Annotated in this window: 20 protein-coding genes and 1 riboswitch; of the genes, 3 read left to right on the top strand and 17 right to left on the bottom strand. The window is 38.2% G+C overall.

The window, feature by feature from the left end; all coding sequences use genetic code 11:
- Positions 1-57: 57 nt before the first annotated feature.
- From NAG76_16930 to NAG76_16905, 6 genes are all read right to left on the bottom strand, one after another.
- The gene (locus tag NAG76_16930) at positions 58-462 is read right to left on the bottom strand and encodes a hypothetical protein (protein ID URN93503.1); all 405 of its coding nucleotides are present in this window, start codon (positions 460-462) and stop codon (positions 58-60) included.
- A 17-nt stretch (positions 463-479) separates the two neighbouring features.
- The gene (locus NAG76_16925; protein ID URN93502.1) at positions 480-1,034 is read right to left on the bottom strand and encodes an HINT domain-containing protein; all 555 of its coding nucleotides are present in this window, start codon (positions 1,032-1,034) and stop codon (positions 480-482) included.
- Between the two features lie 107 nt (positions 1,035-1,141).
- Positions 1,142-1,582 (bottom strand): hypothetical protein, encoded by a 441-nt coding sequence (locus tag NAG76_16920; protein ID URN93501.1) that lies wholly within the window; start codon positions 1,580-1,582, stop codon positions 1,142-1,144.
- 13 nt (positions 1,583-1,595) lie between these two features.
- Entirely contained in the window at positions 1,596-2,432 is an 837-nt protein-coding gene (locus tag NAG76_16915) for an EndoU domain-containing protein (GenBank protein URN93500.1), read from the bottom strand.
- A gap of 457 nt (positions 2,433-2,889) precedes the next feature.
- A complete protein-coding gene (locus NAG76_16910; protein URN93499.1) occupies positions 2,890-3,333 on the bottom strand; it encodes a hypothetical protein in 444 nt (147 codons plus the stop codon).
- Positions 3,334-3,343: 10 nt separating this feature from the next.
- A complete protein-coding gene (locus NAG76_16905) occupies positions 3,344-4,408 on the bottom strand; it encodes an RHS repeat-associated core domain-containing protein (protein ID URN93498.1) in 1,065 nt (354 codons plus the stop codon).
- Between NAG76_16905 and NAG76_16900 the strand changes: the two genes are divergently transcribed.
- From NAG76_16900 to NAG76_16890, 3 genes are all read left to right on the top strand, one after another.
- Entirely contained in the window at positions 4,401-4,604 is a 204-nt protein-coding gene (locus tag NAG76_16900) for a helix-turn-helix transcriptional regulator (GenBank protein ID URN93497.1), read from the top strand. The genes NAG76_16905 and NAG76_16900 overlap by 8 nt on opposite strands.
- A 268-nt stretch (positions 4,605-4,872) precedes the next feature.
- Entirely contained in the window at positions 4,873-5,562 is a 690-nt protein-coding gene (locus NAG76_16895; GenBank protein ID URN93496.1) for a helix-turn-helix domain-containing protein, read from the top strand.
- 20 nt (positions 5,563-5,582) lie between these two features.
- On the top strand, positions 5,583-5,996 hold the full coding sequence (locus NAG76_16890) for an IS3 family transposase (protein ID URN93495.1): 414 nt from the start codon (positions 5,583-5,585) through the stop codon (positions 5,994-5,996).
- 771 nt (positions 5,997-6,767) lie between these two features.
- On the opposite strand, the gene NAG76_16885 is transcribed toward NAG76_16890, so the two are convergent.
- From NAG76_16885 to NAG76_16835, 11 genes are all read right to left on the bottom strand, one after another.
- A complete protein-coding gene (locus tag NAG76_16885; protein URN93494.1) occupies positions 6,768-7,103 on the bottom strand; it encodes a hypothetical protein in 336 nt (111 codons plus the stop codon).
- Positions 7,104-7,118: 15 nt separating this feature from the next.
- Positions 7,119-8,429 (bottom strand): RHS repeat-associated core domain-containing protein, encoded by a 1,311-nt coding sequence (locus tag NAG76_16880; GenBank protein ID URN93493.1) that lies wholly within the window; start codon positions 8,427-8,429, stop codon positions 7,119-7,121.
- A 639-nt stretch (positions 8,430-9,068) separates the two neighbouring features.
- The gene (locus NAG76_16875; protein URN93492.1) at positions 9,069-9,443 is read right to left on the bottom strand and encodes a hypothetical protein; all 375 of its coding nucleotides are present in this window, start codon (positions 9,441-9,443) and stop codon (positions 9,069-9,071) included.
- 11 nt (positions 9,444-9,454) lie between these two features.
- Entirely contained in the window at positions 9,455-16,321 is a 6,867-nt protein-coding gene (locus tag NAG76_16870) for a DUF6531 domain-containing protein (GenBank protein ID URN93491.1), read from the bottom strand.
- A 23-nt stretch (positions 16,322-16,344) separates the two neighbouring features.
- Entirely contained in the window at positions 16,345-18,333 is a 1,989-nt protein-coding gene (locus NAG76_16865; GenBank protein URN93490.1) for an S-layer homology domain-containing protein, read from the bottom strand.
- A gap of 49 nt (positions 18,334-18,382) precedes the next feature.
- A riboswitch (cyclic di-GMP riboswitch) is annotated at positions 18,383-18,479 on the bottom strand.
- Positions 18,480-18,802: 323 nt separating this feature from the next.
- The gene (locus tag NAG76_16860; GenBank protein ID URN93489.1) at positions 18,803-19,666 is read right to left on the bottom strand and encodes an alpha/beta hydrolase; all 864 of its coding nucleotides are present in this window, start codon (positions 19,664-19,666) and stop codon (positions 18,803-18,805) included.
- A gap of 214 nt (positions 19,667-19,880) precedes the next feature.
- Complete coding sequence (locus NAG76_16855) at positions 19,881-20,390, bottom strand: YlbF family regulator (GenBank protein URN93488.1); 510 nt, start codon at positions 20,388-20,390, stop codon at positions 19,881-19,883.
- Positions 20,391-20,412: 22 nt separating this feature from the next.
- Positions 20,413-21,963 (bottom strand): tRNA (N6-isopentenyl adenosine(37)-C2)-methylthiotransferase MiaB, encoded by a 1,551-nt coding sequence (gene miaB, locus NAG76_16850; GenBank protein URN93487.1) that lies wholly within the window; start codon positions 21,961-21,963, stop codon positions 20,413-20,415.
- A 292-nt stretch (positions 21,964-22,255) separates the two neighbouring features.
- Entirely contained in the window at positions 22,256-22,828 is a 573-nt protein-coding gene (locus tag NAG76_16845; GenBank protein ID URN93486.1) for a phosphate propanoyltransferase, read from the bottom strand.
- Positions 22,829-22,990: 162 nt separating this feature from the next.
- Positions 22,991-23,926 carry a dipeptidase gene (locus tag NAG76_16840; protein URN93485.1) on the bottom strand — a complete coding sequence of 312 codons (936 nt, stop codon included), beginning with the start codon at positions 23,924-23,926 and terminating at the stop codon, positions 22,991-22,993.
- 189 nt (positions 23,927-24,115) lie between these two features.
- Positions 24,116-24,376 carry a stage V sporulation protein S gene (locus tag NAG76_16835; protein URN93484.1) on the bottom strand — a complete coding sequence of 87 codons (261 nt, stop codon included), beginning with the start codon at positions 24,374-24,376 and terminating at the stop codon, positions 24,116-24,118.
- Positions 24,377-24,431: the final 55 nt, after the last annotated feature.

The raw sequence follows: 24,431 nt of genomic DNA, 5'->3' as shown, positions 1-24,431 counted from the left end.
TATTCACAAGCGTATAGATAAAAAAACCTTGGAGATTTCCGCTTCAAGGTTAAAGTGTTATTTATCAAAACTAGCTTTCATCTTATAAAACAAATCTAGGTGTTCTTTTTCTCTTTCAATTATTCCATAATGATGGTCATAATTTAGCACAATTTCTTTATAACCAACAATTGTTGAAATTTGTTCACTCATTGGTTCTCCAATAAAAGTGAAATACCAAGAATCGGGAATCTTATGTTCAGTTATTTCAAACCATTCATATGGAAACCATACAGGATCTAAGTTTAAATCAGAATCTTGATGATCAACTTTTAGCAAATAAAACATGTAATTATCCCAATTACCGATCGAATAAACTTTGTATAATTGCTCAATAACCAATGATTCGCAATGATAATTTTTGGGATATGCCGCTTTCTCTGATAAGGAATTACTGGTATTTGAAATACATTTTACTTTCATGAATTACCTCACTTCAATTATTTATCCTTAAATTTAAAATCATCATATTTACCGGTTCTAATATTATACACCCAATGTATTTCAACCCCTTTAATTGTTCTGCTCATTTTAACCCAACCATCACTATGTTTCCACCTTTTATCCTGCATTAATGACGGCATTTTTAATATAGTACCTTTCTTAGGGTCAGTCATTGCCTTTTGCATTGAAGTCAATTCTGTATTATTTTTTGGAGCAGTTCTACCTGTTGATCCTTTGCCATATGGCTTGAAACCAGGGACCCAAATCCCGAGATCAGTTACATAATACGTATGGTAGTCCGCTACAGTAAAGTTATAAACCATAACAGGCTCATCAAGTAATACGAACTCTACCTTATCAATCGTCAGATTGCTTCCGTCAGCCTTTTGGAGTTTATCTCCTACTTGAAGTTCATCTGCAAAGACCCAACCCTTATCTTCTACATAGAAAGGATGATTGTCAGTCGTCTCGATGAGTTGATCCCCAATGTACAATTTAATAATATCATTGCGATAATTAGTGTAAAGAGCGGTTACCTCTTTATAACCCAACTCTCCATCTGGAGTATTCTCATCTTTGGCAAGAACCTTATCCCTTACAACTTAGTATGATAAAGCCTTGGAATTCATCTCTGATTCCAAGGCTTTATCATACTAAATTACAGACTCATAACTTTCTTTAGTTCTATAATGTCGTCGTTATTTTGTCTATTACAAATTAATTGATTCTTAAGAACTTCATTAGATATTTTACGGATGGAGTTCCTTAACGTTTGAATTTCAACATCTGTAATTTCAATTAAAACTTCACCGTTTGACGTTCTTTCTAGAAAAGATAATTGAATTAAATTACCGTCATCACTCTTTTTACCTCGAACAACATAGGGACCATCCATATAAACAAAATTTACAGTCGTTCCAACTGAAGCATTAGCTAATAAATTAGCTGATTTGTTCCACCAAGATAATATTACTACAATAAAGTCATTCCAATTTTCAAAAGGAAAAAATCTATCTTCTAATTGGAAATATAATTCACCTGTAATTGAACCATTCTCACTTATTTCAACTGTGTCTTCATTAAAAATGATATGGAACAAATCATCACCCTTTTCATTTGATTGGATATGCTGTCTCAATAGCCTTTGTTTTTTTATTAACCCACATTTCAATCTTTATACCATTAGCTTTTCCTCTAACTAAAATTCGATCGCCTTGCGTTTGTACTTTACTTGCATTTTTATAAGCATCACGAACTGTTTTTTCTATTAGTGACTTATTCATATTTGAGGGGAAGATATCTTTTCTTCCACTCTGTTTTGCTCGGGATCCTCCGACAGTATGACCCGATATTATATGGGCCATATCAATCTTAACTTTCTTATACGATGGTAAGTTAATTGGCTTAGCCTTCGCGGCTTTCTGTGCTGTCTTAATCTCATCCGCTAACTTTAATCCTCGTTTAAATTTCTTGATAAAACCTAAACCTGGAACAGCACTTTCCTTCGCATTCTTTTTCAGCGAAGCTGTCATATTGAATTTACTAGTAGAACCCGATTTAACATAGGATAAATAATCAAATCCTACTCCAATCATGACATCAATCGCATAATTAACAATGACTTTACCAAGGAGCGCAATTAGTACTGGAATATTACCACTTGGATCTACATACTTATTCGGATTTTTTTGCACATACGTATATAGATTCAAACTCAGTGGATTTTTATTGTCACCTTCAACGGTATCCTCACTTATAAATCTACCAATACTAGCATCGAAATATCGGGAACGTGCATTATTCAGTCCACTCGTATAATCATAACCTAATCCTGTGTATCCGAATAGATTATCTGGTCCTGCCCAGTTCATGTCAAACTTCTCATCGTCTAATGCAATACCAAACTCATCATAGTGGTAACGAGCGGCTATTGCACCCTCTGAATCCATTAAGCCTATGGCGCTTGCACGTACATAAACGGCTTGTATTCAATGTAACAATATAATCCACCTTATGGTAGGAGAGTTACTCCCATATCTCCTGAAAGCCTATTCTATCGACTTCTAACGCTTCTTCATCTACTTTTCCCCACTAATACTTTCGTCCTTAAACAAGCGTAAAAGCGTGTATCCTTGTGCCTGACAATATGCTTTGATTTCATCTACTTGATAAGCAAGGCTAAATACATGTAAGAATTCAAGGGGAACAATGATAAGATTTTGAAGAACAGACACGATGGTAACTGATGAAAGTGGAAATGATTGAACCTACTGATTAATTCGTTAAAACATTGTACAGAGTTTATAGGGATTATGTATACTCTTTGAATAGCAAGTCGTTTATTCGGCACTAGGTAGACACAAAAAGACCATAAGAGAATAATCCTCCTATGGTCAAAGATATTATTTAATCATGCAAACTTTTTTCAACTGCTTCTGAGAAAGTAGTTTTTATATAATTATCTACTTTTATCCTATATTCATTTAGTTGTATCCATTTACCTTTATCTATACTGATTGATGTATTACATCTTTCTGCTATAAATTCAATTGCTTTATATAACGCCCTAAAATCAACAAAACACGCATCTTCATCAATCTCAATTGATAATTGTTGTTCATTATTGATAGACTCTATTTCAAAATAAAGATCTTCTTTAAACTTTGGATGCCCCCTCCATCTCTCATCATCCAACCATTTATCCCACGATAATGTAAGAGAAGTACCAATTATTAAACTATCTTGCTGTCCTACCCTAGATATATTTACTCCTTTTTTCCACATAATATCTACTAACTCATCTACTACAGGTAGACAATTCTTATCATTTACTTTCAGGAAAAATTTCATAATACCCTCCTTAGTTATTCAACCAATCCACAGCTCTTTGTAAATTTTTAAGAAGTTCTTGTTTCTGACCTTTGGTTAAGTTTAATTGCTTTGGCACTTGAGGTTCTATTGGAAGTTTAGAGTCAATTCTTACATCTACTGTTGAATTTTTACCGCCACCTGCTTGTATCTGGATTTTTTTACCATCAGGTTCTGCATCAACTCTTAACTTAACTTTCTTACCGTTTATTGTAGTTTTTAAAGGTTTCCCAAAGGTTTTACTTGTAATTTTAATATTACTAGAACCCTTACTTCCAGCTTTCTTAGCCTTCGCGGCTTTCTGTGCTGCCTTAATCTCATCCGCTAACTTTAATCCTCGTTTGAATTTCTTGATAAAACCTAAACCTGGAACAGCACTTTCCTTCGCATTCTTTTTCAGCGAAGCTGTCATATTGAATTTATTAGTAGAACCCGATTTAACATAGGATAAATAATCAAATCCTACTCCAATCATGACATCAATCGCATAATTAACAATGACTTTACCAAGGAGCGCAATTAGTACTGGAATATTACCGCTTGGATCCACATACTTATTCGGATTATTTTGCACATACGTATATAGATTCAAACTCAGTGGATTTTTATTGACACCTTCAACGGTATCCTCACTTATAAATCTACCAATACTAGCATCGAAGTATCGGGCACGTGCATTATTCAGTCCACTCGTATAATCATAACCTAATCCTGTGTATCCGAATAGATTATCTGGTCCTGCCCAGTTCATGTCGAATTTCTCATCGTCTAATGCAATACCAAACTCATCATAGTGGTAACGAGCTGCTATTGCACCCTCTGGATCCATCAAACCTATTGCGCTTCCACGTACATCAGACAAATAGTATAGCGTAGTAAGGGCATTACCTGAATTAGCACCGCTTGCCCCAGGTGTAGGCTCCCAATCATTGCTTGGATCGCCACTAGGTAGGTAGCTCATACTAATCCGTTCGCCTAATGCACCGTACGTATAGTTTTGCTTCCAGTTCTTATCCTCACTCATATATTTCGCAGGAAGGGAATAGCCTATGCCCATACGGTTACGTCTAAATGAAATTATCAAGGAGCGTGAAATTTCTCAACGTGAACTCGCACGTTTAACAGGTCTAAGACCTAATACCATCAGCCATTTGTGTTCAGACAAAGTAAACAGTGCTTATTTCGAGTCATTAGAAACGATTTGCAGAGCATTGGACATCGACATTAAAGACCTCCTGGTCTTAGAGGATTAGTCTTTGTACACTAGCTATCGGGGTAACGATAGGATTAGTTGCAAAGGCTTTTTCTTTTCTTCGGACAACCTTCTCGCTATAGTAATCGCCACTCCCCATCCGATAGTTGCAAAAGTTATTTACAGAAATTAAATATTTTCATAGGCATGGGAGAAAACTAAGCTAATAAAAAACAGGTCAATGATGATGGTATCTGATATGCTCCCATCATAGTAGACAGTAGAAAAAACAAAACTTCTACTTCACACACATGATGGGAGTTTTTCTAATGTCTAAAAGAAGTCCAATTTCTTTGGAAGTGAAATTATACGCCGTACAACAGTGTCTTGAGCATAAGTCAAATCCAAACTATGAAGCAAAACAGCTCGGGGTTAGTCATTATTCGGTCACGGATTGGATAAGAAAGTATAAAGCAGATGGCCTGGAAGGGTTAAAGAAATCAAATACATGGAAAACATACTCCGAGGAATTGAAGATTGCTGCTATTAAAGACATATTGTCTGGTGATTACTCTTTATCAGCGGTAACAACAAAGTACCATATTTCAAGTAGAAGTATCCTACAGAATTGGATTTCCAAGTATAATAATGAGATAGAATTGAAACCTACTCGTAAAGGAAGCGGACTATCTCATATGAATAAAGGACGTAAAACAACGTTTGAAGAACGCATTGAAATTGCACAATATACCATCGCTAATGATTTGAATTATCAGAAAGCGATTGAAAAATATGATGTATCTTATCAACAAGTTTACGCATGGGTTCGGAAATACCAAGAAGGTAGTGAGAGTGCTCTCAAAGACAATCGTGGGCGCAATAAGCCTGTAGAGGAACTAGATGAGCATGAACGTCTTAAGCTACGGATTAAAGAATTAGAAGCTCGAAACGAATACCTAGAGATGGAGAATGACTTCGCAAAAAAGTTGGCAGAGATCAAGCGCCGAACTACACGCTAACCCTCGTTCGGCAAGAACACTTGTATCAAGCGATTCAAGAACTGAACAATGAAAAAGGTTACGCCATTACGATGTTATGTGCGTTAGCAGGGGTTGCTCGATCTGCCTATTACAAGTGGTTACATTGGTCACCATCTGCCAGGGAACTTGACATTCTTGCGCTAGCTAAAGAAGTCAAGCTTCGTTATACCAAGCGAAAAGGAATACTTGCTTATCGTCAAATGCGCACTCAGTTAAACCGAAAACTCAAGAAGAAGTACAATAAAAAGCGCTATTACCGAATCATGCGTGCTCTTGGACTCAAATCAGTCATTCGTAGAAAACGGCCACAATACGTGAAAGCCTCTGAAGTCCATGTAGCTGAAAATATAATGAACCGTAACTTTGAGCCAATTCTCCTAATTCAAAGTGGTGTACAGACGTCACCGAACTGAAGTATGGAAATGGTCGCAAAGCCTATTTAAGTGCGATTATTGATGTATACGATAACTCTATTGTTTCATGGGTATTAGGTCATTCCAACAACAATAAACTCGTGATGGATACGTTGAAGAAGGCTTATGAGAAGAATCCCAGTGCAAGCCCTCTTCTCCAAAGCGACAGAGGCTTCCAGTACACGTCTCATGAGTATAATCGACTCCATGTAACCTACGAATTTATGAAAAGTATATCTCGTGTGAGCCGATGCTTGGACAACCAACCTATTGAGCGATTTTGGGGTACCTACAAATCAGAAAGCTATTATCTTACCAAATTTAATACGTATGAAGACGTCCTCAAAGACGTTAGTAACTATATTCGCTATTACAACAACTACCGCTATTCAGAGTGTTTGGATGACTTGTCACCTAACGAATACCGAAGAGCTGCATAACAAAAAGAACCTCAGCTCTGTTAAAACGAGCCGAGGGATCTAACCTAAATATTTTTGTTTTTTACATTGTCTACTTGACAGGGAGCACTTCAATCTGACCATAATCCACCTGTATTATTTAACGCAATAGAGTTATTTAGTTTGTACTTTTAAATTGCGTGCAAGTAAAGTGGTGAAGTCTTGATACAAGTATTACCTGTGTTAGATGTGTTATTGTCTGAACGTCGGTTTCATTCGGCACTAGATAGACCCCACCAAAAATAAACTTTGAAAGGCATGTAGCCAATCAAAGTTTTATTTTTGATGAGATCTATTTTAAACTTTTAACACACTAATCTTCAAAATATTCATCAATATTTTTTTCATCACTACAACCCACTATAAGTTCACAACTATCTGGTGTAAGAAATACCCCTAATGTTTGAACAGTCAACTCTTTGCTAGCTGGCTCTAGGTGATAATGTCTTCCTTCTTTATAATTATGAGCCAATCTAATCAACTCAGTTCCTAAACCTATTAGGGCATTTTTGCTCAGAAATAATGATACTTTTGAAGACTTAGTGATTTCGTTTCCATTGCTATCAAAAACTTGTAAAACACCTACGTTATCTGCCAATCTTTCAAAGTCATCATTTTCATCGTTCTCGATATCAATCACATACTTCACAATATTATCTCCCTTCTAAAATCTATCAATAACTTTTCCGTTCTTATCCACTATAATATGATATGACTCTCTAGATTTCCACTTACCAGCAGAGGTTTTAGTTTGTATTTCTACATTGTAATGATCTACTGCATTAGGATACTTCGGCTTTATTGGATGTGCATTTTTACCTGTATTTTTTCTAAATATTACTTGAGTTTTTTCATCAATCTTGCTTATAATATTATTCCCTTTTTTCTTTCCATTTTTTATTAACGACTTCATTTTATCTAAATCAGATACAGCCTTCTTAGCCTTCTTAGCCTTCGAAGCCTTCGCGGCTTTCTGTGCTGTCTTAATCTCATCCGCTAACTTTAATCCTCGTTTGAATTTCTTGATAAAACCTAGACCTGGAACAGCACTTTCTATGGCATTCTTTTTCAGCGAAGCTGTCATATTGAATTTACTAGTAGAACCTGATTTGACATAGGATAAATAATCAAATCCTACTCCAAACATGACATCAATCGCATAATTAACAACGACTTTACCAAGGAGCGCAATTAGTACTGGGATGTTACCACTTGGATCTATATACTTATTCGGATTATTTTGCACATACGTATACAGATTCAAACTCAGTGGATTTTTATTGTCACCTTCAACGGTATCCTCACTAATAAATCTACCAATACTAGCATCGAAGTATCGGGAACGTGCATTATTCAGTCCACTCGTATAATCATAACCTAATCCTGTGTATCCGAATAGATTATCTGGTCCTGCCCAGTTCATGTCGAATTTCTCATCGTCTAATGCAATGCCAAACTCATCATAGTGGTAACGAGCGGCTATTGCACCCTCTGGATCCATCAAGCCTATGGCGCTTCCACGCACATCTGATAAATAGTATAGCGTAGTAAGAGCATTACCTGAATTAGCACCGCTTGCCCCAGGTGTTGGCTCCCAATCATTGCTTGGATCGCCACTTGGTAGATAGCTCATACTAATCCGTTCGCCTAATGCACCGTACGTATAGTTTTGCTTCCAGTTCTTATCCTCACTAATTGCCATTAACGGTTCTACATAACTTAATGTCGTATCATTAGCGAAGTAGATAGCTGTCTGCTCTTTCTTATACTGTGGCTCCCAGCCTGTTCTGTCACCAAGTGGATGACTGTCTGGATAAGCGCTTGCTGCGTCCAAGCTGCCTAGCTCTGTTCCCATATAGACACGATTATGATCGCCATCATAACGGTAGGTCGTTACATCTCCCGCTTCATTCGTATGACGAACCAAACGATTCGCATCATTCCATTCATATTGCTCTAGCAATGCTGCATTCAAGCTAGTTAACAAGTGACTGAATAAAGTTTGCTACAATCTATTAAGATTGCATGCTATTTGCTCAATAGTCTTATCATTATAATACTGCATTCAATTACTACATGTATGTGTCTTCAATTCGGACAAGTTGGTATCGTTTAAATACAACAGCAGTTTAGAGTCTGATGCCTGATTCATTTAGTAACTCTATAGAGGTAAAAAGACCTTGAGGATTCCCTCAAGGTCTAAGCGTGAAATTATACCATACTAAAATCGGTCTTGGTTTGTTTTAGTTGCTCAAAAATATAGTCTGCTTGTTCTAATGGCAATTCAATGACCACAGGCTGATATTGTTTTACGAACCCGTTAAACGAGAAAAAACTTCCTCCTCAACAAGTTGTACATAATGCCATTTGTAAATAGGGCAAATTTCAATGTATGACTTTCCCTTCAAACTATATAAACATGTTTGGAGCTCTAAACGACCAAATCCTATATTATTGGAATATGTCCTCCTGTTCTTCTACTTAGTCCAATCATTCCATGTTTCCCCTTGCATGCCGGCCTTCAAAGTAGGCTCTAGCATCATTTCATACTTCTTGCACTTTATCAATTCTTTATAATGAGGATTCACTGCATCTAAATTAATATCGTTAAAATTCAAACTTTTTCAAATGCCAAATCCCAACAAACAATCTCAACTACCAAATCTTGAAAAGGAAATACATAGTGATGAGATTTATCTAAAAAATTTGCTGTTTCATCTATTTCACTCAAAGTTTGCTTTAATAGCTTTACCCAATTAGAGTCAATGACTTCCAAAATGTTAAATGACCTTGTTCCATTAACCAAATAATCCACAGTATCAATACAATCAATTGTAGTGACCCTAACAGCTTGATACGGACAAATATCAACTTTCCACCTCACTTCTTCTGAATCATCGAAATAAAGAGATATGTTAGTTGGATCCATTTGTAACTCTTCTAACGGGGTCACATTAATTTTCAACTTTTCATTAACAATATTAATCACGTTCAAATCTCCTATCTTACCCTAATTGATGTACCATTATTTTGGGTCGTCATCTTTTTTCCAATCTCTTTATTAATTTCCTTTGGAGTAGCCATTCTGTACCTGACTTTGACCCCTGCTTGTTGTGCAGCATATAGACGACGATTATCTAAAGAAAATAAATTCCCATTTTTTTCGAAAATCCTTATCTCTGGTAAGTCTTTAGATTTTATAGTGCCATTTTTTAAACCTTTTATCAAATCCTCAACGGATTTACCATCTGAAAACTTGCGTGAAATGCTGTTTTGAGAAAATCTAACTTCTTTAGCTTTAATAAATCCACTATTGGCAATTTTGACTTTCTTAGCCTTTGCAGCCTTCTGTGCTGCCTTAATCTCATCCGCTAACTTTAATCCTCGTTTAAATTTCTTGATAAAACCTAAACCTGGAACAGCACTTTCCTTCGCATTCTTTTTCAGCGAAGCTGTCATATTGAATTTACTAGTAGAACCTGATTTAACATAGGATAAATAATCAAATCCTACTCCAATCATGACATCAATCGCATAATTAACAATGACTTTACCAAGGAGCGCAATTAGTACTGGGATATTACCACTTGGATCTACATACTTATTCGGATTATTTTGCACATACGTATATAGATTCAAACTCAGTGGATTTTTATTGTCACCTTCAACGGTATCCTCACTAATAAATCTACCAATACTAGCATCAAAATATCGGGAACGTGCATTATTCAGTCCACTTGTATAATCATAACCTAATCCTGTGTATCCGAATAGATTATCTGGTCCTGCCCAGTTCATGTCGAATTTCTCATCGTCTAATGCAATACCAAACTCATCATAGTGGTAACGAGCGGCAATTGCACCCTCTGGATCCATCAAGCCTATTGCGCTTCCACGTACATCTGACAAATAGTATAACGTAGTAAGAGCATTACCTGAATTAGCACCGCTTGCCCCAGGTGTTGGCTCCCAATCATTGCTTGGATCTTCACTTGGTAGATAGCTCATACTAATCCGTTCGCCTAATGCACCGTACGTATAGTTTTGCTTCCAGTTTTTATCCTCACTAATAGCCATTAAAGGTTCCGCATAGTTTAATGTCGTATCATTAGCGAAGTAGATCGCTGTCTGCTCCTTCTTATACTGTGGCTCCCAGCCTGTTCTGTCACCAAGTGGATGACCATCTGGATAAGCGCTTGCCGCATCCAAGCTGCCTAGCTCTGTCCCCATATAGACACGATTATGATCGCCATCATAACGGTAGGTCGTTACATCTCCCGTTTCATTCGTATGACGAGTCAAACGATTCGCGTCATTCCATTCATATTGCTCTAGCAATGCTGCATTCAAGCTGTTCATAGAGTCAGTAGATAGCTCAGAAACAGTTCGTTCTTCCGTTACCTCATCTGTATGTTGTTCAGCTTCAAGATCACTTGCTTTTACTTCTTCGATAGCTACATCTTGCTCACTTGACTCTACCAACTCTTGCTCAGTATCAGCATTTAACGCCTCTACTGTATCTGAGACAACTTCTTCATTCTCAGTTACTGCAGGATCAACTTCAATGTCACTGCTTGGCAAGCTCTCCTCTACGATCTCTGCTGGATCCTGCATAGTAAGCATTTGCTCCATCGTGCTTGCTCCACTACCTGTTCCTTGTACTTGTAGTAGATTACCACGTTGATCATAGTTATAACTTCTAGAATCACTACCAGACTGCCATAATGTCAACTTATTAGCAGCATCGTACGTGTAAGATTCCTCTGTCCAGCTACCATTTTCTATTATCGTCTTGCTCGTTCGATTACCGAATGCATCATAGCTATAGTTTGTTTTCGTACCGCCTAGCTTCTGTGCCTCCATCAGCTGATTTAACGCATCATAGGCATATTGCGTAACTTCAGCAGGACTTTGTACGCCAGTAGGATTGTCTTCATCACTTCCGGACTGCTGACGAGTTGCACTTAGCATATTGCCTGCTGCATCGTAAGAGTAGTTTAGCTTCTCTACTAATTGAGCATTCGAACCATAATGTGCTAGCTCTAGTAGCTGTCCTAGTGCATCATACTGATAAATAGACTTACCTTGATTCGGTAAAGTTTTCTGCTGCAATCTACTATTTTTATCGTAACTATATACCGTTGGTTGTTGCTGATTCTCTTTTACCTCTGTCATTCGATTAAGCTCATCGTAGCTATATCTCACAGAAGAGTTGTCTGGATAGATGACTCTACTACGATTATTTACACTATCCCATTCATAGCGGATATTGTAGCCTTGAGCATCGATAATTTCAGTAGGACGGTTAAGTGCATCGCTAGTATAGCGAGTTAACCCATTACTATCTAGCATTTCTAATCTACGACCAATAAGGTCATACGTATATTCTACCTTCTCACCGTCAGAGTACACTATTGACACAACTCGCCCTGTAGCATCATAAGTGTAGTTAGCCTTCACACCATCAGGCTCTGTAAATTCAATAAGATTGCCTTTTCCGTCATATTGATACGATTTGTTCTCTCCAAGTGGATTAATCCGCTGAGTTAATTGACCTAGAGCGTTATATTCATAAGTTGTCGCATGACCATTCGCATTCAACTGTTTAATGACTTGACCTGTTTCATTGTAGGTATATGCGGTTGTGTCGCCTTCTGCATTGGTTACAGTAATTAATCGTCCAAGTGCATCGTAATCAAAAATTGTCACATGACCGTTGCCATCGGTAATATTCACTACATTGCCTAACTCATCATACTGATAGCTTGTCTGATGTCCCAATGCATTCGTAATCTTCGTATTGCGACCAAGATTATCATAATCGTAACTGGTCTTATTGCCTTCGGCGTCTATACTTGCTGTCATGCGACCAAGCAAATCACGTTCAATCTTAGTTTCATTCAACAGCGGGTCAATCTGACCAACTTCATAACCTCTTTCATCAAACTTTGTTTGCCATTCTGCTCCATTAGGCATAATAGTAGACGTTAAATTCCCATTGCCATCATAGTTATATTCCGTCACTCCACCTAGAGCATCAATCACTTTCACCATATGGCCAACTTCATCATACTCATACCACGTACTGTTACCAATGGCATTCGTTGTCTTAATAAGTTGACCTTCACTGTCATACTTGTTAGTCGTAACCGCTCCAAGTGGATCAGTCACTGTGAGCAATTGATTATCCTTATTATACGTATTTCTGGTAATACCGCCTTCTGGATCTGTCACTGTTAGTACATTTCCACTGTCGTCATAGGTGTATGTCGTTATATTACCAAGTGCATCCGTTGTTGCCTTCACGCGATCCATACTATCAAAGCTATCTGATGTAGTAGCTCCATCCGCATCGGTCGTACTAGTTACATTACCGACATTATCATAGGCATAAGTAGTCTCATTACCTATTGAATCCTTTTCACTAACTATTCGATCAATATGATAGCTATAATGTTCGGTATTTCCCGCTTCATCCGTTGTACTCTTCAGGTTACCATTGAGATCAAATTCAACTGATGTGGCCTGAGTTAGTGCATCCGTTGCACGAATGATACGATCCTTATCATCGTATACATATTCTTCAACTGTTCCTTGACCATCATCCATTTTCGTAATGCGATGAAGTTCATCTCTTTCGACTGATGTCTCATAACCTGCTGCATCTACAATAACAGAAGTAAATTTGTTGCTATCATTAACATAAGTCGTTACCGCACCTTCAGCATCTACTGATTTTGTCGGTACACCAGTACTGTCACGTTCAATTGAGATTGTTGCACCAAGTGGATCAGTATGCTTTGTTACATTTCCAGCTTGATCATATACATAGCTTTCCTTGCTTCCCTGTGAGTCAGTTACAGCAACGATACGATTTAGACTATTGTATCGGTATACGATAGATTGACCCATTCCGCCAATGGCTTGAAGTAAATTACCTCTTGCATCATATTTCAACCGGTTCGAATTTTTATTACCATCTACCATTCGCTTCACACGGTTACCATTGTCGTATTCAAATTCATTCGTTGTTCCATCAGGTAGCTTCTTGCTTCTCAGCAGGAAGCGATCGCTCCATTCGAAGCTTGTCTGTCTGCCAAGTGCATCCTTCTGCACCGTTTTTCCTGCTGGAGCTGTTGATGTTGCAACTTCATTGAGCTTCCACTCATTCGAGGAGTTTATAGCATTTGTTGCACTTCGTGCAGCTATAGCATCGGCCGGATATTTCAATATCGTTTTTCCGGTTCCTATTCCTGTCAATAGAGTAGGTTTACGATTCGGCGTCATATCACCGCCTATAGCGAATACACCGCCCGTAGAGATGCTTAACTGATTGTTAACACTTACGTTATCACGAACGAATAGATCGCCTCCAATAATCGTAAGCTGCGCAAGCTCATTATTGGAAACTAGACCTCCTAGCGACATCTCGCTAGCAATATCCATCTCCACTCGTGTATTAATATGAAGCTCATCCGTTACAACAATGCGATCTGCAGTAATGCTGAGTAACCCACTATTGTAAGTTAATCCTGTTGTGTACAATGTATTGGAAACATTCACTGTAGAATCATTGTTCAGATGAATGCGTCCATTAGACAAAATACTTCCGTATTTACCACCAACCTCATTAGCAATGAGCTTAAGCTTTGTATTTGCGTTCAAGCCATTTTGAACAACTAATGTTCCGTAAATTTCTACAGTTATATCTTTGTTCGTATTCATGCCGTCAGCGATTACGACGACTGGTTTGCTAGCACTTCCGAACGTAACACTTTCCTCAACGTTCAGCTGACCTACTTTAATGATAACAGGGTTAGCACTGCTGCTTTGAATAGCCGCTTTCAACCCAGCTATATCGCAACTACTGCAAGCAATTGCTGATGAAGTGTACGTATTAATTTCTTGCTTAAATTTGTTTGCTTGACTCTCAATATAATTGGAAATAACCGGCTTAAGGCCGTTTACGTTGCGATATGCTGGTGCATTGGCCAAGTTGTGCATCGTACCAGATAATATAACCTCATCTGACTCAGCAATATCTTTCGCATTGTCTGGATGAATACTGATAGGACCTTGTGAACCTTCTTCTTCATCTTCACCACGTACAACAGGTGCGATCTTACCTTCATAGGCTGTCTCAGTTTGCTCACCGTAATAATCTGTCAATGATGTCACGCGACCATTGTCGTCATAGACAACGCTCATCTTACCGTCTTTCGCAGGTGTAGTAACAGAATTCACTCGATGATTATTATCATAAGTTAGCTCAATCGTAGAACCATCAACATCTACGATCTCGATCAAATCTCCAGCTGCATTATAATTGTATTGCAGTTTGCGTCCAGTCTGATCAGCAGCCGAACTTAATTTACCTTCTGGATTGTAGAGCAACGTTAGACTTGCACCTAGTGTTGTAATCGACTGAAGGGTTTGTCCACTGTAGGATAACTGAATCGTATTTCCATTCAAGTCTGCAATAGATTGCAATACGCCTTGAGCGCTAAATGTATATTGCTCACCATCTAGCGTGCGTAGAACATGCGTACCATTTGCTAAACGCTCTAAGCTCAAGTTTGTTCCACGCGGACTCATATATTTACCGTCTGCAAGTGGAATGAATTCAAAGCGAGAACCATCAGGTTCAATCAGTTCAATCTTATCCTCAATCGCTGTCAGCGACCATTCATAGGAATGTCTCCAACCTAATCCATGTGCTCCCTCTTCCACATTTCGACTCAAATATTGTAAGTTGAAATCAAGAGGCATTAATGCTTGCAAATTTAAGGACGGAGCGTAATATACAAAGTCACCCCTTGCTAGATCTATCGGCTCCATTCCAGAAGGATTTACAATCGTTAGACGATTATTAATATCATCAGCTTGGAATGCTGTAAGATCTGACTGAGCAGGAACAGTCTCCATCTCCGGATCAATCAGCACTAATGAGCTAACATTACTTATACGCTCAGGGCATCTTGCTTCACTACATGCTGATATACTTAAGTTATTCCACTCCGCTATTTGCTTAGCTTGCTGAACAGTACTAGACATACTGTCTGTCTTGTAGAAATACGCCGTAAGCTCTTCCCAAGTAATTGGGAATGTCGGTAACTGGTAGCGCATCACATTAACAAGTTCAGAGTAACTGGAAGTTAGCTCATCTTGCTCTGCTAGAGCAGATAGACTTACAAGCTTATTAGCTGGGAGTGTAACTGCCTGACTCCATTTACCTTGACTGTTTGGAGTCGCTGTACCTGCTTGTTCTGCTTCCTCGCTACCAGTCTCAGTAAGCTCTAGCTTTACGCTTGTGCCTACTGGTGCAGTGCCTGCTACCGTTACCTTGCCAGTAGTAGTAGACGGCTTAACACTTATTGCTGTTGGAGCGTCCAGCCAGTCTGACTCGACAATTTCAAAACTTGCCATCTGGCCGTAGTATACACCTATACCTGTATAATTTGCAGGAGATACACAAATGGTATAGCGTCCCTCTGCTAGTGGTTGACCATTAATTTTGCCATCCCATTCTACTTTATGAGTAACATATTGTTCATTTTCTTTGGTCTTATACGTTCCCTCTTTAATGACACTACCAGGGATCGGCGCGCCACCATCTAGCTGAGGCGTACAGACCATAATAACAATGTCATGCTCATCTTGATTGCTATCGGCAGCGTTGAAACTGAATAAAATATTAGCCTTTTCACCTTTGTTAACATTAATTTCACTAGGCTCGATTCGCATATTTGTAGAGGCTTCGGCCTTTGGTGTTAGAAATTCATTATTACCTGGATATAATGGAATGCCCGATATAAGTAGCATTGCTATTAATAGAATAGATATGGCTTGCTTCAATCTGTACTTCAATGGATATCATCCTCACTTTTCAATTAAATAGTATTCAGAGCTTTACTTAAACGGTAAATAACCATTGCAGCTTGCGCTCGATTAGATAAACCTCGCGGGTCAAGATGACCGTTAGCTCCTTCAATAAGTCCCAAATGAACTGCTAAAGCAGCATGTGGCTTAGCCCAACTGCTAATTGTAGCTTCATCATCAAACTTAGCCAGTACCTCACTCACATCCAACTGAACTTCTGTACTTAACTGATCACCAGTAGCACGAATGAGCATAGTCATCATCTCTTCTCTAGTCAGTGCATCCTGTGGCTTGAATAAGCCGTTGTCTCCTTGTATAATTCCTGCTAATGCTGCAGCTTCAACCCAGCCATAGTACCAATCCGTAGGTAACACATCAGAGAATGTTGAAGTAGAGCCTTCCAGCTGCTTCAAACCAATTGCGGAAGCAAGCAGCTTTGTAAACTCCGCTCTAGTCAATGTTTGCTGCGGCGCATACCTAGTTGCAGAAATACCATCCACAATGCCTCGTGAAGCTAATATCTCAACTGCTGCTTGTGACCAATGACCAGATATATCTGCGAATGTTACAGATCGAAGCATAACTGCATATTGCCCCTGCCCGGATATACTTGCCTGTATCGATTTATTCGCTCCTTGATTCACGCCACCAATATAGCTCCAGTGACGTAATTCCTCATTCCAGCGATAGATTGCGAGCTTCTCTATCACCTTGTCCCATTTGCTGTCATCTCCAATAGTGATCGACAATGATGCAGCTTTTGTAGGAAGTGACTCCATTTCGAGATTCCATATGCTACTAGCAAAGTCAAGCACTCTTCCAGCTTCATCATATGCAGTCTCTGTAAGCTTTTTCTGTGAAAGACTTACTTTAGTACGTTTTGAAAAAGCATCTTGAATAAATGTGATACTTGCCAAGCCGTCGCCAACGTTAAGCGTTCCACCTTTTTCGTCAATATAAGTATTTGCCGTTATTAACTCTTCAGCAGGTACATTCGTATTTGGAGACGAACCTCCCGTATCTTTTACCAACGAAATCTGACTTAATGTTCCATCGGCATGGGCAAGCAACAGCTTGGTACCATTAATACCAATCACATTGGTGTTGATAGGCACTGCCATGCTCTGAGACTTAGTCATAGTGTCAAGCTGGATGCTGTGTAATGTCGGTTTACCGTTTTCTAGCTGCATATACACCGCAAATTCCTGTGATATGAACATCGCATCATACATACCTGCCTCACTGCTTGGCTCGGACAGTTCAGTAACTTGCAATGTAGGTGCTGTTGCGTTCATGGCTATATATTGACTGTTTCCAGTTCCATCATGCTCTCTTGCAAGCACATGTGTGCCGTTAAATACAAACCAGTCTACGTAATACGTACTTCCGAGTGTGACAAGATTACGCTTCACACCACTACTTAGATCAAGCATGCTTAATCCACCATCTCGTGCATTTTTGTATACAAGCTTACGATCTACTAATATCGGGAACCGGCCTTCACCTAATGAAAATTCTAGCCCAGATTGCAAATCACGATAGATCATTTCACCGTAGGTTGATCGTTTATACCAGACCACCCCATATTGATCTACTGTCGGATTTCCATATATACCAGCTTCGTTGCTTAACTTCTGCTTTTTGCCACTTGGAACGTGGTAACCGTGTATTTCCCAATTTAATGAGGACAATGGTTCATTACCTTTATCTGCCCATACAACCCACTCCCCATTAGTAGATGGAGCATCTACAGCAGTTGAGCCATCTGTCACTTGAATTTGCTGACCTGTTGATTGATTTTGCACAATAAGCTTTTTCAAGCCTGAGTCCATTTGCTCCAGCCATATGAGAAGATCTCCCGCTTGTGCATAATCTGTTTTGTTTCCTGCATCACTTTTCTCATTCGCAGCAGCAGCCATACTCGTACTTATCATACATAAGAAACCGATTATGAGTACTTGTGCCCATGGCTTTATGCTCCATTTGTTCCATACTTTCATCGCGCTACTTCCCTCTCCCTATTTTTGCGCACAAAAAAAACCATCTGCATCGAGCGGCCCGGCTATCGTTGCATCCTAATGTATCTGATGCTTTAGACCCGTGGCTTTGCGTCTCCGACTTTCGTACGGATTTGCCTTTTATTCCAACTAATGATTCACTATTTTTGTAACAAAATGTTTATTTTACTTTTTAATTCTACAAATACTTTAATATTCCTTCTTGTTTCCCCATTTTTCACCTAAACTTTTACAAATTAATGGCTTATCATATTTAAAAAGCTGAATAAGCAATCATAATAATTTGACTGCTCATTCAGCTTGCAAGTTACATATGGATGATTTTCACTAAATAATAATTAGGTAGAATGTGCTTACTCATTATGAAAAATTCGCTTAAATATGTTACAGAAATTGTGACCAAAGAAGGAATCCTTCTTACTTCATTCATAGCTTATTTTACATATTAGCACTACGAGTAGCCCAGAAATGTCAGTGTTGCTTTGTTAACAACATTAGCTTGCTCAAATATGAAGGAGTGGTTAGCCCCTGCTACAAGAAGCAACTGGGCATGAGGTAATACTTTTCGTGCATAATCCATCGCTTTCTTAGCAGGATAGAGCAACTCCGTCTCTCCGATCATTATTAAAACAGGAATCTTAAGCGAAGCAAACTGTTCTTCGTCTATTTTCAAAGGATACAAACGAAATAATGGCACCGAATGTTGGAATCCAGCAATAATTTGCTGACGAAATACTTCATTGAGCGGCTTATTGTGCGAAGATAGTGAACCAAAAGCTCGATCAATCCATTTTTCCGTATGAAATAGAAAGCCTGGAAAAGCATAATAAAAAAACTTTAAGCTTAGCCGATGAAAAGATGCAGCAGGGGCATAAAGCACTAATTTAATAATACGGGACTGATGCGTTAGAGCATATCGCAATGAAATATAACCTCCGATAGAATGCCCTGCCAAGTACACTTTGTCGAGTTGTAAATAATCTAGTACTTCATGAAGCCACTCTACCACTTGCTCTGTTTGCAATATTACTTGATTGGCGATGCTTTTACCTATATCTCCAATAATATCGATCGCATAAACAGCATATTGCTTTGCAAAGGCAGGTACATTCGGGTACCATATCGCTGAGCTCATGGCATAACCATGAATGAGAATAAGTGGTGGTAGCTTCGGATCACCGAACTGCAACACATGTGTAAGACCGAATGTCGTCTCGAATTTAAACGAATTAGCTGGTATGCCAAAAAGTTTTAAACTCTCATCATAGCATTTTTCATATTGTTCACGATGGTGTGCCTCACTGAAAATATCCATATTTCCGCCTCCTCACTTATGCTAAATATGTTTGTAGTTTTCCTATTATTCCCCTAAACAGTTGAAATAAATGTGAGAATGATTAATTTACTATTGTGATGCAATTTCAAACAATGTCCTGAGTAGTAACGTATCATATGTTACTTTGCAACAAAAAGAGCACATAAAGTTGACTTCTACAGTCAGTCCTCTATGTGCTCTTTTTATTTATATATTAATCCATGCAATCGTCAGAATCTTCTGCTGGCTTTGCATCTTCCATATTTATTTTGTCTGTTAATGTATCTCTTACAATTGAGATAACAAGTTGCAGTAAGTAGTTGATATCTGATTGGCTTTGTTGGAATGTATTTACTACAGGTATACCATCTAATTCATCTTGTATACTAGCTATTTCAGCTTCAATTTTCGCCACCATATCTGGATTATTAAACGACTCAAATGCAACCGCTTCTTTTTGCTTTTTCTTAACTGTCGTAATTAATTGTTGCACACGTTCGTGATTTTGAATTTTCGATTCAGCTTGACGATATTGCTTAACTTCTTCAGATTGTGCTAATAAATCTGCAAGTTCTCTAGCTTTTTCTTGAATATCTTCCTTCACACGTAACTCCGTAATTGTATGAGATGGGATATCTGCCTTAATTCCTGTATGACTACACGATCCAGCTGCATCCCCGCCATGTTGGAATAATTTATCATCTAACTGCTTATCAAGTTTCATTGTGTAAATTCTCTCCTATCGGTTAATGTATTAATTGCGGTTCAACTATTGGTTCTGCCTTAATATAATACGTTTGAGCTACTGTAACTTTTGCTTTAAGAAGTGATCCAATCCATTCCTTCGGACCTTCTATATGTACTAGCTTATTCGATCTTGTTCGACCAGACAAGACATTTTCATTATTTTTACTAACACCTTCGATTAAAACCTCAATTTCTTGTCCTAATAACTGCTCATGTCGTTCCCTTGAGATCAATCCCAATAACTCATTTAACTCATATAATCGACGTTTTTTCACTTCTAATGCAACATTATCTTCCATCGCTGCAGCAGGAGTGCCTACTCTCGGGGAATAGATAAAGCTATATGCGAAATCAAATCCTACTTCTTTCACTAGCGAATATGTATCTTGAAATTGTTCTTCTGTTTCTCCTGGGAAACCAACAATAATATCGGTTGTTAATACGACGTTAGGTATCGCTTGTTTTATTTTAGCGACTAAAGCTAAGTAATGTTCTCGACTATATTTGCGGCTCATTCGTTTTAACATATCTGTACTACCGGATTGCACAGGCAAATGAATATGTTCTACGAGATTTCCACCTTTAGCGAGAACAGATATGAGATGATCATCAAAATCTCTCGGATGACTTGTAGTAAATCGGATTCTTGGAATATCTATTCGAGATATATCCTCCATTAAGTTGCCAAAGCGATAATCTAGATCATCAAAATCTTTACCATAAGCGTTTACATTTTGCCCTAACAACGTAACTTCTTTATAGCCTTCAGCAGCTAGTTGACGAACTTCAGCGATAACATCTTCAGGACGTCTACTACGTTCTTTCCCTCTTGTAAATGGTACGATGCAATATGTACAGAATTTATCACACCCATACATTATGTTTACCCAAGCTCGTAAACCATCTCGTTTTTTAGGCATATTCTCAATTATATCGCCCTCTTTGGACCATACTTCTACAACCAACTCTTTGCTGAAATAAGCTTCTTGCAATAGTTGTGGTAGACGATGAATATTATGAGTTCCAAATACGATATCAACGAATGAGTGCTTTTGTAATATACGATTAACAACAGATTCCTCTTGCGACATACAACCACAAACACCTAAAATTAGATTCGGGTTTTTAGCCTTCAATGATTTCAAATGACCAAGTTCACCGAATACTTTATCTTCTGCATTCTCTCGAATAGCACAAGTATTAAGTAAAATAACATCAGCTTCTGAGCGACTTTCAGTAGCAGTATACCCCATTTGCTCGAATATACCCTTCATTACTTCTGTATCATGTTCGTTCATTTGGCATCCGTATGTATAAATGAGATAGTGCCTACCAATACCTACCGTCTTCAGCTCTTCTGGAATATCGAAATCATAATGAACTTTTATATCTTCTTTACCACGTTTTTTACCATCAGTATAGATTGGAGCTGCATGTAATTGAATATTACGTCCATTCATACGAATCGTTTGTGTACCGTCTTTTTCACTGATAAGTTTAGCATTAGAAAAGTTAAAATATTGCGAGTAATCTTTCGGTTCATTAGACATTAACAATCACTCCCTCTTCTGCAACAAAAATATAAATGGGTATAAAACCTTAATTATACAATTATATCACTTTAGGGTTCAGTAATCTATTTTGTTTGAGCCTATGATGTCTTCTGAGTAGAAAAAAATCTGATCTAGCAAATAAAAACACCTTCAAGCTAGACGAGTATAATTGCTCGCATCTCCACTTGAAGGTGTAATTCTAACGATATAGTATAACAACATATTTCGCTTAATACAGATTGTTCAAAAAGCAGACTTATTGAACATGATTGAATCAAATGCAAAGAATTTAGTCAATAATCTCAGCAATGTCTCCATTATTAACAGCTGCTGCATTTGCTTCATCTGTATCAATATGCATATCTAGTGCAAAGTCAGGTGAAACGCGTGCAATGACGTTTTCAAAAACAACGCCACGATCGCCACCAACACGAACACGTAATTTTTGTTTGTCAGCAATGCCCCATTTCTCAGCATCTGATGTATGGAAGTGAATATGACGTGCTGCAATGATCACGCCTTCTTCAATAGTTACTTCTCCAGCAGGTCCTTGAATTGTAATTCCTGCAGAACCAGCAGTATCTCCTGATTCACGTAGTGGAGCTTTAACTCCTAGTGCGAAAGAATCTGTACGAGAAACTTCCAATTGAGTTGCTTTACGAGCAGGTCCTAAAATTCTTACTTTTGGAAATGATCCTTTTGCTCCAACTACTGCTACAGTCTCATTAGCAGCAAATTGTCCAGGTTGAGATAATGGCTTAAACTCAGTCAGTTGATAACCTTTACCGAATAACACCTCTACGTGTTCTTGGGATAGATGAATATGTCTTGCTGATACGCCTACAGGTACTTTTTTTTCCATTTCTCTTGCACACTCCAATATTATGTTTTTCTCTCTTATGATTAAATCATGAAGAAAGACATACGACTATTATCGCATGTCTTTATCATAACACTTATCGCTTTAATGGAACAAGCTATAGAAGGAATCTGTTATAAATTTGTAAATATTTAGTCATTCTGTTTACCATTGTTTCATTAAAAATTGATAAGCATTTCTCCACATCAACTTTTCAACACATTCATGATCATAATGCTGATGGAGTATTTCTTCCAGATGTACCAAATGTGATGGATTCGTTAGCCCATCTATGTACTTATCAATCCCATCGAAATCAGAGCCAAACATAAGGTGATTTTCTCCACCAAGGTTTAATATATGATCAATATGTGGAATGAGGTCATCAATAGTAGCCATCTCTTCCTCTATAACAAACCACGGCACAAATGTTAGGCCTATGAGGCCGCCCCGTTCAATAATTGCTTTAATTTGTTCATCTGTCAGATTGCGTGGATGATTACATATTGCTCTTACATTAGAGTGAGATGCAATGATTGGTTCTGTGCTCGTATGATAAACATCCCAAAAACTTTTCTCAGACAGATGCGATACATCTATCGTAATTCCCAACTGATTGCATTTGCGAACAAAATCATGACCCAAACTTGAAAGACCAGACCCTTGAGGCTCCAATACACCGTCAGCTGCCCAGTTCATAGCATTCCACGTAAGACCTGCAAAGCGCACACCAAGGCGATGTAGAATAGAAGCTAGATACACATGCCCTTGCAACCCATCTACGCCTTCTATCGACAGTATAGCGCCTACTTTATTCGTAGCTTTACACCTTTCTACATCAATCGCTGAATCAACAAATATAACATTGGGATGATTAATTATTTTCTCATAAAATATTTCTACACATTTGAGAATAGTTAAAATGTCTTTGCTTCGTTCAGATGGGATGTAAATCGCGAAAACTTGGAGCATATAGTCTGATTGCAGTAAACGATTCAACGTTACATCTAACTTAGTGGAAAATTCCGCCTCATTAAACTCAATCGTATGATCTACCAACATCTTACTAAGTACATCACAATGAAAATCAATCTTCCTCACATCGCACCCTCCTAAAAACTTTTCATATACATCATGAAGTGACTTCTCGATTATGAAAAGTTACTTCGAAAGCATACGCCAAACTTTTCATATACAAATCGCATCTATAATAGCAAATAACCTGTTTACGTAGTAAACAGGTCCAATAATAGCTCATAAGTATTTTTCGTATGGACCGTCAGAAGCAAACTATCTCGGTTCAACAATTAGTTTAATAGCAGTACGGTCTTCGCCATCAATTACAATATCTGTAAAAGCAGGTATACAAATTAAGTCTACACCACTTGGAGCTACGAACCCTCTTGCAATAGCAACAGCCTTTACGGCTTGGTTCAACGCACCAGCACCAATCGCTTGTAACTCGGCTGCACCACGTTCTCTTAAAACACCAGCAAGTGCACCTGCTACTGAATTAGGATTAGATTTCGCTGATACTTTTAATACATCCATGATAAGTACCTCCCCTAGAATGTTTGATAGACTCTACTTTACTAATACTATTCGA

It is taken from the genome of Candidatus Pristimantibacillus lignocellulolyticus, from assembly GCA_023639215.1.
Classification (GTDB): domain Bacteria; phylum Bacillota; class Bacilli; order Paenibacillales; family Paenibacillaceae; genus Pristimantibacillus; species Pristimantibacillus lignocellulolyticus.
This window is presented reverse-complemented; position numbering and strand designations above follow the sequence as displayed.